General features: G+C 74.6%; 15 protein-coding genes. 4 read left to right on the top strand and 11 right to left on the bottom strand.

The window, feature by feature from the left end:
* Positions 1-33 precede the first annotated feature (33 nt).
* From AB0F89_RS34265 to AB0F89_RS34235, 7 genes are all read right to left on the bottom strand, one after another.
* The gene (locus AB0F89_RS34265) at positions 34-825 is read right to left on the bottom strand and encodes a trans-aconitate 2-methyltransferase (RefSeq protein WP_367130132.1); all 792 of its coding nucleotides are present in this window, start codon (positions 823-825) and stop codon (positions 34-36) included.
* The gene (locus AB0F89_RS34260; protein WP_367130130.1) at positions 822-2,003 is read right to left on the bottom strand and encodes an MFS transporter; all 1,182 of its coding nucleotides are present in this window, start codon (positions 2,001-2,003) and stop codon (positions 822-824) included. The genes AB0F89_RS34265 and AB0F89_RS34260 overlap by 4 nt, the downstream gene beginning before the upstream one ends.
* Positions 2,000-3,166 carry an enolase C-terminal domain-like protein gene (locus AB0F89_RS34255; RefSeq protein ID WP_367130128.1) on the bottom strand — a complete coding sequence of 389 codons (1,167 nt, stop codon included), beginning with the start codon at positions 3,164-3,166 and terminating at the stop codon, positions 2,000-2,002. Before AB0F89_RS34255 ends, AB0F89_RS34260 begins: the two co-directional genes overlap by 4 nt.
* On the bottom strand, positions 3,163-4,239 hold the full coding sequence (locus AB0F89_RS34250; protein WP_367130126.1) for a PLP-dependent cysteine synthase family protein: 1,077 nt from the start codon (positions 4,237-4,239) through the stop codon (positions 3,163-3,165). The genes AB0F89_RS34255 and AB0F89_RS34250 overlap by 4 nt, the downstream gene beginning before the upstream one ends.
* Positions 4,236-5,060, bottom strand: a complete 825-nt coding sequence (locus AB0F89_RS34245; protein ID WP_367130124.1) for a DUF364 domain-containing protein — start codon at positions 5,058-5,060, stop codon at positions 4,236-4,238. The genes AB0F89_RS34250 and AB0F89_RS34245 overlap by 4 nt, the downstream gene beginning before the upstream one ends.
* A complete protein-coding gene (locus AB0F89_RS34240) occupies positions 5,057-6,313 on the bottom strand; it encodes an ATP-grasp domain-containing protein (RefSeq protein WP_367130122.1) in 1,257 nt (418 codons plus the stop codon). Before AB0F89_RS34240 ends, AB0F89_RS34245 begins: the two co-directional genes overlap by 4 nt.
* Before the next feature lie 136 nt (positions 6,314-6,449).
* The gene (locus AB0F89_RS34235) at positions 6,450-6,980 is read right to left on the bottom strand and encodes a CGNR zinc finger domain-containing protein (RefSeq protein ID WP_367130120.1); all 531 of its coding nucleotides are present in this window, start codon (positions 6,978-6,980) and stop codon (positions 6,450-6,452) included.
* Between the two features lie 39 nt (positions 6,981-7,019).
* On the opposite strand from AB0F89_RS34235, the gene AB0F89_RS34230 reads away from it, so the two are divergent.
* Positions 7,020-7,976 (top strand): DMT family transporter, encoded by a 957-nt coding sequence (locus AB0F89_RS34230; RefSeq protein WP_367130118.1) that lies wholly within the window; start codon positions 7,020-7,022, stop codon positions 7,974-7,976.
* Between the two features lie 87 nt (positions 7,977-8,063).
* Here the strand turns inward: AB0F89_RS34230 and AB0F89_RS34225 are convergent, their stop codons facing one another.
* Entirely contained in the window at positions 8,064-9,419 is a 1,356-nt protein-coding gene (locus AB0F89_RS34225) for a hypothetical protein (protein ID WP_367130116.1), read from the bottom strand.
* Positions 9,420-9,712: 293 nt separating this feature from the next.
* Here AB0F89_RS34225 and AB0F89_RS34220 point away from each other — a divergent pair, with 293 nt between their 5' ends.
* Positions 9,713-10,159 carry a hypothetical protein gene (locus AB0F89_RS34220; protein ID WP_367130114.1) on the top strand — a complete coding sequence of 149 codons (447 nt, stop codon included), beginning with the start codon at positions 9,713-9,715 and terminating at the stop codon, positions 10,157-10,159.
* 93 nt (positions 10,160-10,252) lie between these two features.
* Here the strand turns inward: AB0F89_RS34220 and AB0F89_RS34215 are convergent, their stop codons facing one another.
* Both AB0F89_RS34215 and AB0F89_RS34210 read right to left on the bottom strand, forming a co-directional pair.
* Positions 10,253-10,624, bottom strand: a complete 372-nt coding sequence (locus AB0F89_RS34215) for an RNA-binding S4 domain-containing protein (RefSeq protein WP_367130112.1) — start codon at positions 10,622-10,624, stop codon at positions 10,253-10,255.
* Positions 10,625-10,659: 35 nt separating this feature from the next.
* Positions 10,660-12,018, bottom strand: coding sequence for an alpha/beta fold hydrolase (locus tag AB0F89_RS34210; RefSeq protein WP_367130110.1), 1,359 nt, complete (start codon positions 12,016-12,018; stop codon positions 10,660-10,662).
* A gap of 90 nt (positions 12,019-12,108) precedes the next feature.
* Here AB0F89_RS34210 and AB0F89_RS34205 point away from each other — a divergent pair, with 90 nt between their 5' ends.
* Positions 12,109-13,176: a sensor histidine kinase gene (locus AB0F89_RS34205; RefSeq protein WP_367130108.1), complete on the top strand. Its 1,068-nt coding sequence runs from the start codon at positions 12,109-12,111 to the stop codon at positions 13,174-13,176.
* Positions 13,173-13,802 (top strand): response regulator, encoded by a 630-nt coding sequence (locus AB0F89_RS34200; RefSeq protein ID WP_367130106.1) that lies wholly within the window; start codon positions 13,173-13,175, stop codon positions 13,800-13,802. The genes AB0F89_RS34205 and AB0F89_RS34200 overlap by 4 nt, the downstream gene beginning before the upstream one ends.
* A 44-nt stretch (positions 13,803-13,846) precedes the next feature.
* Here AB0F89_RS34200 and AB0F89_RS34195 read toward each other — a convergent pair whose 3' ends face one another.
* Positions 13,847-15,040 (bottom strand): serine hydrolase domain-containing protein, encoded by a 1,194-nt coding sequence (locus AB0F89_RS34195; protein WP_367130104.1) that lies wholly within the window; start codon positions 15,038-15,040, stop codon positions 13,847-13,849.
* Positions 15,041-15,135: the final 95 nt, after the last annotated feature.

Genomic DNA, 15,135 nt, shown 5'->3' with positions numbered 1-15,135 from the left:
TTCAGGGGCGCGGGCGTTCGGTGGTGCGGGCGTTCAGGGGCGCAGGCGGGCGACGAGGTGCAGCCGGTCGCCGGACAGCTCCTCGCGCAGCTCGGCGTCGGCCGACCAGGGCTCGTCGGTGCGCGGTCCCGGCGAGTCGAACAGGGCGAGCACGTCGAACCCGGCCAGGTCCAGGAAGTGCCGCAGCTCCTGCGGGAACAGCAGCCGCCACGCCGAGCGCTGCACGAGCGGCTGGGCCCCGGGCCACCACCACTCGCGCCGACGGCGCAGCAGCTGGTCCGCGTGGTCGATCCACAGCCTGGTGTGCGAGGTGTAGGACACGCCCTCCCACTCGACGCTGCGGGTGCGCACGCCGTCGAGGAGTTCGGTGTTGCCCAGGAAGAACGCGCCGTTGCGCATCTCCGCCACCAGCAGGCCACCGGGTTCGAGGTGGTCGCGGCAGCGGCGCAGGAAGTCGTCCAGGTCGGCGTTGGAGTGGCAGTACAGCAGGGCGCTGTCCAGGCACGTGATCACGTCGAAGCGGCGGCCCAACCCGAACGACCGCATGTCGCCGAGCACGAACGCGACGGCCGGGTGGTGCTCGCGGGCGTGCTCGACCATCCGCTCCGAGCTGTCCAGGCCGACCACCCGGTAGCCGAGGCCCGCCAGGTGGCCCGCGTCCCGGCCGGTGCCGCAGCCGACGTCCAGCAGGTCGCGGCCGCCGTCCGGCGGGTCCCCGCCGAAGCGGGTCACGACGTCGTGCGCGAACCGGGCGGCGACGTGGTCGGGGTCGGGGAACTGCCGTTCGTAGAGGCCGGGGTTGTCGGTCAGCAGGTTCTCGCTCATCGGGCCACCTCCTTGTCCGCGGTCAGCAGGCCGCGCCGGTGCAGCCGGGTCACGGCCGCCGCGCACGCCAGCCCGACCGCCACGCACAGCAGCGAGGCGAGCCAGCCCGACCGGCCGAACGCCCAGCCGATGGCGGTGTTGCCGACCGCCGCGGCGACACCGGACACCAGGTAGAACACGCCGAAGTACGTGCCCGCCAACCCGGTGCGGCCGAACTCGGGGATCAGTTCGTAGACGAACGGGTGCGCGATCATCACGCCCACCGACAGCAGCAGCGCGGCGACGAGCACCGGCGTGATGCCGCCGAGCGGCCCGACGTGGCCCACCGCCGTCGCGACGAACCCGAGCCCCATCACCGCGAGCCCGAGCGCGATCGCCCGGCCGCGCGCCACCCGCTTCAGCGCCCGGGTGATGCGCACCTGGAACAGCAGGGTCGCCACCGTCGACAACCCGAACACGGCCGCCACGGCGAACGACGAGTCGCTGAGCCGCCGGGCCTCCAGCGGCAGCACCAGGTAGAGCTGGTTCTGCAGGACGAACAGGCCGGTCAGGGCGCAGGTGAAGGCCAGGAACCGGCGGTCGGACAGGCACTCGCGCCAGTCGTCCAGCACGGTGCCCCGGTGCGGCGCGGCCGGTCGGTTGGGCAGCACGACGGCCTGCGCGACCGTCAGCGCGGCGAAGATCCCGGCCGCCACCAGCGCGGAGGCCCGGAAGTCCCACAGGACCAGCACGCCGCCCAGCAGCGGCCCGACCAGCGCGCCCGCCTGCCCGTAGGCGTTGAACAGGGCGAACGCCCCCGCCCGGTCACCGGCCTCCTCGGCGATGTAGGCGCGCACGGCCGGGTTGAACAACGCGCCCGCCAGTCCACTGAGGACGGAGGCGGCGAGCAGGACGGCCACCGACTCGCCGGCGGCGAACAACCCGAACCCGACGGCCCGGACCGCGCAACCGGCGATGATGACCCGGCGCGGCCCGAGCCGGTCGGCCGCCGACCCGCCGAGCAGGAACATGCCCTGCTGGCTGAGCGTGCGGACGCCGAGCACGGCGCCGATCACCGCCGCGGACAGGCCGAGGTCGCCCAGGTGCGCGGCGAGGTAGGGGATGAGCAGGTAGAAGCCGGTGTTCACGCCGAACTGGTTGACCAGCAGCAGCCGCACGGACAGGGGGAACCGCCTCATCGACGACGGGTCCCTTCGGACTCGGCGGCGCCGGGACCGGCCCCGTGCCCGGCGGCCCTGTGCCCGGCGGCCGTGTTCTCGACTGGTGTGCGTCCGGCGGCCGTGTCCTCGGCCGGCGTGTGGCCGGCGGCCGTGTAACTGGCGGTCGTGCGTCGGGCCGGCGTCACGCCCAGGCCGGGCGCGCCGGTCAGCCGCAGCGTGCCGTCCTCACCGCCGATCCCGGTCCACGGGTCGTCGGCGACCAGCAGGTGCCCGTCCAGGTCCACCCACCGCGCGTGCCCGGTCAGGTGCACGGCCGGCGCGATCCCCAGCGAACTCGCCACCAGGCACCCGAGCATCACGTCGAGCGCGCACCCGCGCGCCACCCCGATGACCTCCAGCGCCGCCGTGATCCCGCCGCACTTGGCCAGCTTCACGTTGACCCCGTCGACCACGCCCGCCAGCGCCCGCACGTCGGCGACCGTCGCGGCGTCCTCGTCGGCGATCAACGGCACCGGGCAGCGCTCGTGCAGCCACGCCAGCTCGTCCAGCCGACCGGGCGCGATGGGCTGCTCCAGGGCGTCGACGCCGGGCAGCCGGTCCACCACCCACAGCGCCTGCTCGGCCGTCCACGCCCCGTTGGGGTCCAGGATCAGCCGCGCGCCGGGCGCGGCGGCCCGGACCGCCCGGACCGCCGCGACGTCGTCCTCCGGGTCCGCCGCACCGACCTTGACCTTCAGCACGGTGAACCCGCGCGCGGCCAACCCGGCTGCCTGGGCGCCCGCGGACGCCGGTGTGCCGATGCCGATCGTGCAAGCCGTCGGCACGTCCGTCCACTGTGGAAGACCGACGGCCGCGTGCACCGGAACGCCCTGCTGCGACGCCGAGAGGTCCCACAACGCCGCGTCCACGGCGGCGAGCACACCCGGCGGCAACTCCGGCAGGCGTTCGCGCAGCTCCGCGGGCTCGGCGCACCCGGCGGCCACCGGCGCCAAGTCCCGCAGCAGCCCGACGATCCGCGCGACGTCCAGCCCGTAGTACTCGCTGGTCACCACCTCGCCGTGGCCGCGCGACCCGTCCTGCTCCAGCACCACGCGCACCGCGTCCCGGCGGGCCATCACCGACCGCGAGATGCGCAGCGGCGAGCGCAGCTCCAACCCGTGCACCGACCAGTCGAGCCTCACGCGGGCACCCCGACGGCCTTGGGCGGGTAGACCGCGCGGCACCTGGCCCAGTTGGCGACCTCGACCTCGGCGGTGTCGGCGATCTCCACCGGTCGGTCCGCGGGCGTCCCCGACAAGCCCCGCGACCGGCAGAAGTCGTCGTCGAAGATGGTGCCGAGGTAGCGGTGCGGACCGTCCGGGAAGATCGTCACGACGGTCGTGCCCGGCTCGACGCGCGCCACCCACGCCGACACCAGGGCGACGGCGCCGGTGCTCCAGCCGCCGGTGACGAAGCAGTCCCTGGCCAACCGGCGGCAGGCGTCGACCACCTCGACCGGACCGAGCCAGTGCACCTCGTGGAACTCCTCGTAGGCGACGTTGCGCGGGTGGATGCTGCTGCCCAGCCCGCGCATCACCCGGGACCGGGCGGGCTGGCCGAAGATGGTCGAGCCGACCGTGTCCACGCCGACCAGCCGCACGTCCGGCCAGTAGCGGCGCAGGGCGGCGACGACGCCCGCGCTGTGCCCGCCGGTGCCGACGCTGCACACCAGCACGTCGGCGTGGTCGAGCTGACCGGCCAGCTCGCGGGCCAGCCCCGCGTACCCGGCCGGGTTGTCCGGGTTGTTGTACTGGTCCGGCCAGTACGCGCCGGGCAGCCCGCGCAGCACGGCGCGCAGCCGGTCCAGCCTGGCCTGCTGCCAGCCGCCGGTCGGGTGCGGCCGGTCCACGACCTCCAGCCGCGCCCCGTGGGCGCGCAGCAGCGCGCGCATCGACGGCTCCAGCTCGTGGTCGACCACCAGCACGACCGGGTGACCCAGCGCCTGCCCGGCGAAGGCCAGCCCGAGCCCCAGCGTGCCGCTGGTCGACTCCACGACGACCGCGCCGGGGCGCAGCTCGCCGCGCTCCCGGGCGGCTAACAGCATGGCCACCGCCGAACGGGCCTTCATCCCGCCCGCGCTCAGGCACTCCAGCTTCGCCCAGAACCCGCCGTGGCGGTGCGGGAGCGGCGTGTCGATGCGGGCGATCGGCGTGTTGCCGAGCAGGTCGAACAGGTGGTGGTTGCGACGCGGGACCGCCCTCGACGGCGCGGTCACCGGTCCAGCCCCGGCGCGCGGTAGAGGTGCAGGGTCGTCGGGCCGCCGTGCAGCCAGAAGAACGGGAACGGCTCGGCCGACACCGCCGTCACGCCGGAGCCGAGGAACCGCGGCGCGATCGCGCTCGCGGTCTGCGCGAACACCACCAGCGGCCGGTCGGCGGCGACCGCGGCGCGCAGCAGCGGCTCGAAGCTGCCGTTGCCGATCGTCATGCCGGAGGCCAGCACCAGGTCGCAGTCGGCGACGGCGGGCAGCGCGTCGGTCACCACCGGCTCGCCCCACTCGGTGCGACCGCCCTTGAGGTCGCACGGCACGTACCGCAGGCCGCGCTCGCGCAGGTGGTGCAGCAGCGAGTTGACCACGCCGACCACCAGCACCCGCTGCCCCGGCGCGGCGTCCAGCAGGTCGACCACGGCCGCCGCGCGGGCCATCGACTTGCTCAGCGAGTCGCCGGGCCCGACCACCACGTGCCGCGCGTCGGCCAGCTCGTGCGGTCGCGCGTGCATCAGGTACGCGTCCAGCACCGCCGTGCGGATCGCCGGGTCGGGGTGGTCCAGCAGGTCCGCGACGGTCTCGCCGACGCAGTCGGTCACGGCCGCGTCGTCGGCCCCGTCCGGTTCGACCGCGCACGAGCCGACCGCGTCGCCGATCCGCACGCTGACCACCGTGTTGCGGTACGCCTGGCCGCGCGAGACGTGCCGGGCGCCCTGCCTGGTGGTGAACGCGACGCTCACCCGGCACTCCGCCGGGTCCGGCCCGATCGCGCCCGCCCGCGCCCGCGCCACCAGGTCGGCGAGCCCCGTCAACGCTTCGGTGGTCACGCGACGTCCTCCGCGTACCGCACGTCCAGCGTGCCGACGACGCGTTCGGCCCGCGCGCGGGCGTCGGTGTCGGGCGAGGTGACCATGACGTGCCCGAGGTAGCTGTTGTTGCTGGTCGGCTCACCGGCCCGGTGCCCGGCGGGCTTCGCCGCCCAGTCGACCACCCCGGGGTTGGCGGCCAGGGCCTCGACGCCGTCGATCCCGGCCACCACGCCCGCGCGCGGCGGCAGCAGGAACGAGATGGCCGCGCTGCGCACGCCGGTCCCCTTGGGCCGCAGGTCCGGTTGCCTGCCCACGGCGAGGTCGGCGAACACCGACGGCAGGTCGATCCCGGTGACCCGGCGGACCAGCTCGGTGATCTGGTTGCCCGCCGGGCGCGGGTTGACCTCGATCAGCCGCGGCCCGTCGGCGGTGAGCTTGACCTCCGTGTGCGCCACGCCGTGGTCCAGGCCGAGCGCGTCGATCGCGGCCACCGCGGTCGACACGGCCGCGTGCCGGTCGGCGTCGCCCAGGTCGGCCGGGAACATGTGACCGCTCTCCACGAACCACGGCCGCCCGGCCAGGCTCTTGTCGGTCACCCCGACCACGTAGGTGGTGCCGGCCGAGGTCACCGTCTCCACGCTGACCTCGGGGCCGACGAGCATCTCCTCCAGCAGCACGGTGGTGACCCGCCCCTGCCCGCGGGCGTTGACCGGGAACGCCTCCAGGGCCAGGAACGCCTCGCGCAGGCCGGCCTCGTCGCGCACCTCGCGCACGTGCATCCCGGCGCACAGGTCGACCGGCTTGACGACCAGCGGGTAGCCGAGCTCGGCGGCGGCCTTCGCGGTCGCGGGCCAGTCCTCGGTCAGCGCGAACCTCGGGCCGGGCACGCCCGCCGCCGTGGTCGTCGTGCGGGTGAGGTCCTTGCGGTAGGCGCGTTCCACGGCCCGCGGGTCCGCGCCGGGCAGGCCCAGGTGCGCGGCCACCTCGGCGACGGTGGAGAGGTAGTAGTCGCAGGACGAGATCACGCCGTCGAACGCCAGCACGTCGTGCACCCGCTCCACGTAGGGCAGCAGCGACGGCACGTCGTTGGTCTCGGCGGTGAGCACGTTCTCCGCCGCCAGCAACGGGTGCGGGTGCGCGGGCGCGGAACGCAGGTAGTGCCGCAGGTCGCGGGTGAGGAAGGTGAACCGGTGGCCCGACTCGTGGATCGCCCGCGGCAGCAGCGAACTCATCGCGCCGACCCAGCTCTCGATCATCAACAAGTGCGCCACGCGTGCTCCTCCGAAGGGGCCGTCGACAAGACTGGAGAATGGTAATCATTATCAGTCAAGTCGAGCGGCCACCAATCGGGTGACGTGGCTCACGGTCGGGTTCGGCGGGTCCTCTCGTCGTCGGATCGGGGAGGGGTCAGCCCTTGCGGGCGCGGTAGGCCGCGACGGCTACCCGGTTGCCGCAGGCGGTGCTGCAGTAGCGGCGCGAGCGGTTGCGGGACAGGTCGAGCACGAGCCCGTCGCACGTGTCGTCCGCGCACACCGAGAGCCGGCTCAGCTCGTCCGCGCGGATCAGGTCGACCATCGCCATGGCCGTCTCGACCGCGATCCGGTCGGCGAGCGGCGCGTCCGGGTCGGTCGCGTGCAGGTGGTAGTCGAAGCCGTCGTGCCGCACCAGCCGCGGCACCGCCCGGTGGCGGGCCAGGATCTCGTTCACGAGGTCGACGGCGCTGTCCCGGTCACTGGTCAGGAGCCTGCGCAACGGCGCGCGCAACGCGCGGACGGCGACCAGCTCGGCGTCGTCGTGGGCGCGCGAGCCGGTGTAGGCGTGCTCGGCGAAGAACGCGTCGAGCTGCGCCGGGGCGGTCATCGTGTCCGGCTCCTCGGCCGAGTTCACCAGGTCGACCGCGGCGATCATCGACGCGGTCGTGTCATGGGCGAAAAGCATGTTGACAGATTACCGAACCGGTCCATAGCGTCATGGGTCATGGCGACGATGACGCATGACAGGGCAGTGGGTGGGCGGTTGCGGGCCGGGTTGGGCTTCGCGCTGCTGTCGGCGTCGTGCTTCGGCCTGTCCGGCCCGCTCGGGCGCGGGCTGATGGACGCGGGGTGGTCGTCGGCCGCCGCCGTCGCGGTCCGCGTGCTGCTGGCCGGGGTCGCGCTGGCGCCGATCGCCGTGGTGCGGCTGCGCGGCCGGTGGCACGTGCTGCGCCGCAACGCGCCGCTGATCACGACCTACGGGCTGGTCGCGGTCGCGGGGTGCCAGGTGGCGTTCTTCAACGCCGTCGCCCGGATGGAGGTCGGCGTCGCGCTGCTGGTCGAGTACACCGCGCCGGTCGCCGTCGTCGGCTGGCTGTGGCTGCGGCACGGCCAGCGGCCCACCCGGCTCACCGTGCTCGGCGGCCTGCTCGGCCTGGTCGGGCTGGTGCTGGTGCTGGACCTGGTGTCCGGGGCCGCGATCAGCGTCGCGGGCATCCTGTGGGCGCTGGGCGCGATGGTCGGCGCGGCGGCGTACTTCGTGCTCTCGGCGCGGGACGGGGACGGGCTGCCGGGCACCGCGCTGGCCGCCGGCGGGCTGCTGCTGGGAGGCGTCGCCCTGCTGGTGGCCGGCGCGGTCGGGATCGTCCCGTTCGAGGTCTCGACCTCGCCGGTCGCGTTCGACGGGTTCGCCGTGCCGTGGTGGCTGCCGGTGCTGGTGCTCGGCGTGGTGACGGCGGCCGTCGCGTACGTCGCGGGCATCGCCGCGATCCGCCGGCTGGGTTCGCGGCTGGCGTCGTTCGTGGCGCTGACCGAGGTGCTGTCGGCGCTGGTCTTCGCGTGGCTGCTGCTCGGCGAGGCGCCGGGCGGGGTGCAGCTGGTCGGCGGCGCCCTGATCCTCGGCGGCGTGATCACCGTGAAGCTCGGCGAACCCCGGCCGGGCGGTCGGGCAGGCACCGCTTAGGCCCCGGCGGCCTGGCCGACCCGAGGCGTCGGCGTCACCGGGAGTGCGGCGGTGCTGCGCGCCCGGTGACGCCGACAGCGGGGCGCGTCAGCCACCGGCGTCCGCCCAGCGGTCCACGATCGGCCGCACGACCCGCGCAGGCGACCGGCCCGCCCCGCTCGCGATGCCGACGAGCTGCCGCATCGCGTGCAGCACCTCGGCGGACATCCGCACCCGTGCGTCCACTGCGGACAGTGCCCGGGTCAGCACGTCGATCGCCTCGTCGGGCCGACCCGCCGCCGCGCACCCGCCCGCCGCCCGCCGCGCGGCGGCCAACGCCTCCACCGTCCCGCCGCACCCGTCCGCCGCCAGCCGCTCGAACGCCGTCCGGGCGAGCAACCGCGCGGCCTCGGCCGCGGACCGCTCGTCGCCGGTGGCCGTGAAGTGCCGCTCGGCGGCCGACAGCAGGGTCTCCGCGGCGTCGAGCGCCCGGTGCGCCACCAGCACCGCCGCCCGGTCGAGCATGGTCCGGGCGACCCGGTCCGCCTGGTCGGGGTGGTCGGCCAGGACCCGTTCGGCGGCCTCGAACTCGCGCAGCGCCTCGGCGTCCGCCTCGTCCGAGCCGATCGAGGCCAGGCCGACGCCGCGCCACCGCCGCAGCACGCCGACGACCGGCGAGCCGGGCGCGACCGGTTCGATGACGGCCAAGTGCCGGTCGATGCAGGGCAGGGCGTCGTGCGGCCCCTCGGTCGACAGCAGCGCGCCGCACCAGCGGTCGATGGCGTCGGCGGTCACCGACGCGTCCGGCGCGTGCCGCAGCAGGAGCAGGATGCTGCGCGCCAGGTGGGCGTCGGCCTCGTCGGTCCGCCCCAGGTCGTCCAGCGCCTGGCGCAGGTTGTGGTGGCTGATCGCGGCGGCCGGACCGCCGGGCGCGAGCCGTTCGGCGAGGTCCACCGCCTCCCGGGCCGCTTGGGCGGCGGCTTCGGCGTCGCCCTGCGACCGCAGCGTGTGGCACAGCTCGTTCAGCGTGCCGACCACCGCCTCACCCGTGCGTCCGGCGGCCCGCCGCATGGTCAGCACGTCGGTGAACGCCGCGGCGGCGTCGTCCAGCGCTCCCGTGTCGCGCAGGGCGCCCGCGAGGCAGGCGAGGACGTCGGCGTGCAGGGCGCTGCCCGGTTCCGCCTGCTCGATCACGGCCAGGGCGCTCGTCAACGTCTCCAGCGCGCGCTGCGGGTTGCCGCGCTCCCGGTCCACCCGCCCGTGACCGGCCAACGCGTGCGCCAGCAGCACGGCGACCTCGCGGTCACCGCGGTCCAGGTCGTCCAGCTCGTACACGGCCACCGCGTACAGGTCGGCGGCCTCCGGCAACCGCCCGGCGGCCAGCGCCGAATCGCCCTCCCGCAGCCGCCAGCGCGCCGAACCGACCCGCTCGTTCCGGACCTGCCGCCGTCGCTCCCGGGCCACCGCGCCTCCCGCATGCCGACCTGCCCGGTGATCGCGACCGGCGACTGCTCCGTTAGGCGGACACCGGCCGATTCACCTGATCGGTTGACTCGCCGTGACGCCATCCGGCTCCTGTGGGAGTCCGCCACCCGGACAGCGCGCACGGGCCGCAGACGCTGTTGGCGGTGTTCCCACAACGCTTTCGGGCGCCCGACCTTCCAGTGGTTGGATGATCCGTTCGGCGGCTGTTCGGCACTCACCGGCGTTTTAGGGTCCGGTCAGGGAACAGCTCAGGGGGTTTCATGCTTCGCATCATGAAGGTGATATCGGCAATAGCGGCGCTCATCGGGCCGCTCCTGCTCCTCGGTGGCGGCGCCGCGAATGCGGATCCGTACTGGGAACCGGTGTCGAAGAACAGCTCTTTCCGCTGCTCCTACGTGGTGCCGCACTCGTTCTACGACGTCACGTTCCAGACGTGCGTGGTGGTCAACGGGAATTCCACCCAGGCCGTGGCGATCGTCGCCAACCACAGTCCGACGACGCTCTCCCTGGAAGCGCCGAACGTCGCGCTGTACGTGAACGGCCCCATCAGCTACGACCGGAATTGTCTGACGAGCGTTCTCACGGGCGGTTACACGAGGGCCTGTTTCGGCCCGACCCAAACGCGTCCGTGCAGCGCGACGGTGCGAGCCTGGTCGCAGGTCGTGGTCCAGGGTTACGTCATGTCGGCCTGGTCGCCGGATCGGCAGATGTGCACGTGATCCGACCGGTCCGCGGCAGGTCGCCGTTCATCGGCGACCTGCCGAACGGCCGCCCGGCGTCCAGCTGGGTTCGCGGTCTCGGATCGCCGGTCGTCACATGCCACCGGTGCGGAACTTGTCCAGCACGCGGCGTTCGCGCTTGGTCGGGCGGCCGGCGCCGCGGTCGCGGCGGGCGACGGGTGCGGGCGCCTCGGTCGGTGGCGGTGGCGGGGGAGTCCGGTCGAGGAAGCAGCCGACCGCGTCGGCCGCGCCCACGCGTTTCTGGATCACCCGCACGACCTCCACGATCCGGGTCGTGTCACCCACTCGCGCCCGCACCTCGTCACCCGGTGACACCGACGTGGCGGGCTTGGCCGGCTTGTCGTTGACGCGCACGTGCCCACCCCGGCAGGCAGCAGCGGCGTCGGATCGGGTCTTGGTCAGCCGGACCGCCCACAGCCAGCGATCCACACGAGTGGACTCCACCCCCACATCATGGCGTGTCGGCGGCCCGGCCGGCGCTACGGGCGGCAGGTCGTCCCGACCGGCGGCAGGCGGCGCTCGGTGATGTAGGCGCTCACGTGCTCGACCACGCACGGCACCGCCATGCCGGCGAACAGGTTGTGCCCCGGGCCGTCGTAGAAGATCGTGCGGCTGCCGGCGACCTGGTCCGTCACCCGCTCGGTCGCCGCGTGGTCCTGCCAGGTGCCCGCGCCGAGGAACGGCGGCAGCGACCGGGGCAGCGGCGCCGGCGGGTTGGCCGCGGGCGTCGGCCAGCCCGCGCAGGTGAGCGGCAGGTGCCAGGCGAGCGGGAACGACGCGCCGGTGTTCGGGGCGATCCGCCGCAGCCGTTCGACGGCGCGGGTGACCTGCCGGTGGTCGTCGGGGCGCGGGAAGTCCAGGCACTCCTTCACGCCGCCGCCGGGCAGGCCGGGGTGCGGGTCCGCCCGGCCGGGCGGGACGAAGCCGGACGCGTCACCGGCGTCGGCGGCCGTGATGGCGTCCAGCACCGCGCCCCACCGGTTCGGCCCCGGCCGGAGCATGGTGGAGAACAACGCCTGGAGCTGCGTGCCGTCGTAGGCGGCGTTCGCCGCGACGGCCGGGACCGGCTCGCGGTCGGCCCTGGCCACCAGCGCCTGCCAGCGCCGCTCGACGTCGGGGCCGGCCCGGTCCAGGAACCGCCGCGCGAACGCCTCGTTGTCCCGGGCGATGGCGTCGAGCTCGCGGTCCCAGTCGCGCGCGCTGTGGTTGCCGGTGCCGTCGACGTAGACCGCGCGCACCCGGTGCGGGTGCCGCCGGGCGTACGCCTGCGCGATCACGCCGCCGTACGAGGTGCCGATGAAGTTCACCCACCGCTCGCCGAGGGCGACCCGGATCGCCTCGACGTCCCGGGCGTCGGCGCCGGAGTCCATGTGGTCGAACAGGTCCGGGTCGGTGTCGCGGCACCGGTCGCCGCGCTCGCGGTTGGCGGCGGCCAGCCGGTCGAACCCGGCCTGGTCGGCGGGGAAGCGCGGGGTGCGCAGGAAGCTCCAGTCGCAGGCCAGCGCCGGTGCGCTGAGGCCGGGGTAGCCGCGCGGGTCCCACGTGACGACGTCCATGGACTCGCGAATCCGGTCGAAGATCGGCGTTCGGGAGGCCAGGAAGGCGATCTGACCGCCCTGGGGACCGCCGAAGTTGACCATCACGGTCCCTCGGCGGACGCCGGTGGCGGGCAGGCGGGCGACCTTCAGCGTGATGGTCCGGTCGGGGGACGCGGCGACGGGCAGGTCCGCGCACTCGACGGCGACCACGTCGGGGCACGGTCGCCAGTCGGGGGTGCGCGGTGGTGGGCCGGCCGGTGGCGGCGCGACCAGCAGCAGCGGTAGCAGGAGTTTGATCACCCGGTCGACGCTAGGAGGACCAGGCGGCCGGCCGCTGTCCACGATCGTCGTCGGCGTCGTCCACCTGAGTGGATGGCTAGGGTGGCGGCCATGGCGAGGACTGCTCTGCTGCTCGCAGTGGTGGTGGCCGACACCGGGTTGGCGTGGCTGGGCGGCACGGCGGGCCCGGCGTTGGCCGGCGCGGCCGTGCTGACCGCCGTGGTGCTGGTCCTGGCCGCGCGCCGGCCGCTCGCGGCGTTCCCGGTGGCGGTCGCGATGGCGCTGGTGACCGGTGGCTCGCCGGCCCTGCTGGCGGTCACGAGCTACCAGGCCGGTCGACGCGTCGCGTCCCGCCGCGACCTGACCCTGGTGGTGGCGGCCGGGTTCGCGTACCCGGCGTTCCTGGCGCTGTCGACGCAGCGGCCGGCGACCGAGCCGTGGCCCGCGCTGGCCAGGGCGGGGCTGCTGGTGGCCCTGCCGCTGGCCGCGGGCGTGCACTTCACCAGGCAGGCCGAGTGGGAGCGGACGCGGGAGCGGCTGCGCATCGCGGTGGACATGCACGACTCGCTGGGCCGGTGGCTGAGCCTGGTCTCGGTGCAGGCGGCGGCCCTGGAGGTGGCGCCGCTGCCGGACGACCAGCGCCCGGTGGCGCGCGACCTGGCCCATGCCGCTCGCAGCGCGGTGGACGAGCTGCACGCCGTGGTGGCGACCCTGCGCGCCGGCCCGGGGTTGGGCGGGGTGGACGAGGTGGTGGCGCAGTTCCGCCGGGCGGGGGTCCGGGTGGTGGTGGAGCGGTCGGGCGGCGCGCGGCCGATGGCGGGCGACGCGGAGCACGCCGCTTACCGGGTGGTGCAGGAGGGCCTGACCAACGCCGCCCGCCACGCGCCGGGTGCGCCGGTGGCGGTTTCCCTGGCCTGGCAACCGGATGCGCTGCTGGTGGGCGTGACCAACCCGGTGGTCGACGCGGAGGCCGGCGGCTCGGTGGGCGTTCCCGGCGGCGGCACGGGGTTGGCGGGCCTGACCGACCGGGTCCGGTCCGCCGGTGGCCTGCTGCTGGTGCGCGCCGAGCCGGACGCCTTCCGGCTGACCGCGATGCTGCCCCTCGCCCCCGACCGACTCGCCCCCGACCGATCCACCCCCGACCGATCCACCCCCGACCGGCTCGGCGCCGTCACGTGATCAAGGTCCTGATCGCCGACGACGAGCCGCTGATCACCGCGGGCATCCGGACCGTCCTGGAATCGGCCGGTGACATCGAGGTGGTGGCCATCGCCGCCGATGGCCGCGCCGCCGTCGAAGCCGCCCGCCGCCACCACGTGGACGTCGCCCTGCTCGACCTCGCGATGCCGGTGGTGGACGGCCTGACCGCCGCCGCCGCGCTGACCGGCCCCCGGGTCGTGGTGCTGACCGCGTTCGGCGACGAGGCCAACGTCCGCGCGGCCCTGCGCCAGGGCGTCGACGGCTTCGCGCTGAAGAACTGCGCCCCCGACGAGCTGATCCGCGCGGTCCGCGCCGTGCACGCCGGCGAGGCTTACCTGTCGCCCGCCGTGGCGCGGCACGTCCTCGGGATGGTCTCGATCGACGTCCGCGCGGAACCCGCCGCCCGCAGGCTCGCCGCCCTCACGCCCCGCGAGTCCGACATCGTCGCCCTGCTCGCGGAAGGGCTGTCGAACGCCGAGATCGGCCGCCGCGTCCACCTGAGCGAGGCGACCATCAAGACCTACGTCAGCCGCGCCCTGGCCAAGCTCGGCTGCCGGAACCGGGTCGAGGCGGCGCTGCTGGTCCGGGACGCGGCCGGGCGGTAGCGCCGGTGAGGTGGTGGAGCACCGCGCCCCACCACCTCGCCGGATCACCGCAGACCGCAGAGGGCGTGGTCGATCAGGTCCACCGTGACGTCCTTGTCCACCTTGGGCGCACCCGGCCGGGCGACCATGGAGTCCGTGTTGACCGACACCGTGACGCTGCGCGTGCCGTCGGGCGTGACGCCGTTACGGGTCATGAAGCCGTGGATGTTGCCGCCGTGCGACCACTGCCCGCCGCACGAGTTCGGCGTCCACATGATGCCGAGCCCGTACCGGGCACCGGGCCACGGGCCGTCGAACGCGGGCGCGGGCACGGTCTTCGTCATCTCCGCGAGCTGCGCGGGCCGCAGCACCTCGCCGCTCATCAACGCCCTGAGGAACCGGTTGCCGTCGTCGGTGGTGCCGATCATGTCACCGGCCGCGCCGCCCCACGACGGGTTGTAGGTCGTCACGTCGACCGGGTCGCCCCAGCGCGGGTCGTCCGGGTCGGCCTCGATGCCCTTCTCCGCGAACCGCTGGTAGGCGACGGCGTGCGGCCTCGGCACGAACGGCGACGTGCCGGGCAGGTGCGTGTCGCGCAGGCCGAGCGGCTCGACGATCCGGGTCCGCACCTCGTGCTGCCAGGTGTTGCCGGTCACCCGCTCGATGATCATGCCGACCAGGGCGTAACCGGTGTTGGAGTAGCTCCAGTCCTCGCCGGGCGCGAAGTCCGGCGCCTCGGTCATCGCCAGCGCGACGGCCCGCTCCGGCGTCACCGTCCGGAACCTGGACTGCTGGAACCGGTCCTCCAGGAACAGCTGCGGCATCTTGCCGACGTAGTCGGCCAGGCCGCTGGTGTGCTGCAACAACTGCCGCACGGTGATCTTCGACCCGTCGTTGCCGTTGCCCCGCACCACACCGGGCAGCCAGCGCTCGACAGTGTCCTCAAGGGACATCCGCCCCTCGGCGACCAGTTGCAGCACGGTCGCCGCGACGTAGGTCTTGGTGTTGCTGCCGATGCGGAACTTCGCCTCCCACGGCACCGGGGTCCGCCGGTCGACGTCGCCGAAACCGCTGCGCACCTCGACGTCGCCGCGCGGTGTGTCCACTTCGACCAGGACGCCCGGGGCGCCCTGCAGCAGCAACCCGTCCGCGTGCCGCTGGAGGGTCCTGGTGTCGACGCGGGGCCCGGCGCCGGCCGTGCCCGTCGCCGCCGTGAGGCCCAGCACCGCGATCACCACTGTCGCACAGAGTCGTTTCATGTCACCGAACGCTAGGCACCGCGGGCGCCGTCGTCGTCGCCCCACGACGGGATCTTCAGCTACCTCCGAGGGGGTAGCGGCAGATCCTCCTCCGG

The organism is Saccharothrix sp. HUAS TT1 (assembly GCF_040744945.1).
GTDB lineage: Bacteria > Actinomycetota > Actinomycetes > Mycobacteriales > Pseudonocardiaceae > Actinosynnema.
This window is presented reverse-complemented; position numbering and strand designations above follow the sequence as displayed.

What these genes read in the sequence shown, in the direction of transcription:
- AB0F89_RS34195 (WP_367130104.1), bottom strand. Translation starts at nt 15,040, where the DNA reads ATGAAACGACTCTGTGCGACAGTGGTGATCGCGGTGCTGGGCCTCACG.
- AB0F89_RS34220 (WP_367130114.1), top strand. Translation starts at nt 9,713, where the DNA reads ATGAAGGTGATATCGGCAATAGCGGCGCTCATCGGGCCGCTCCTGCTC.
- AB0F89_RS34260 (WP_367130130.1), bottom strand. Translation starts at nt 2,003, where the DNA reads ATGAGGCGGTTCCCCCTGTCCGTGCGGCTGCTGCTGGTCAACCAGTTC.
- AB0F89_RS34235 (WP_367130120.1), bottom strand. Translation starts at nt 6,980, where the DNA reads ATGCTTTTCGCCCATGACACGACCGCGTCGATGATCGCCGCGGTCGAC.
- AB0F89_RS34265 (WP_367130132.1), bottom strand. Translation starts at nt 825, where the DNA reads ATGAGCGAGAACCTGCTGACCGACAACCCCGGCCTCTACGAACGGCAG.
- AB0F89_RS34230 (WP_367130118.1), top strand. Translation starts at nt 7,020, where the DNA reads ATGGCGACGATGACGCATGACAGGGCAGTGGGTGGGCGGTTGCGGGCC.
- AB0F89_RS34205 (WP_367130108.1), top strand. Translation starts at nt 12,109, where the DNA reads ATGGCGAGGACTGCTCTGCTGCTCGCAGTGGTGGTGGCCGACACCGGG.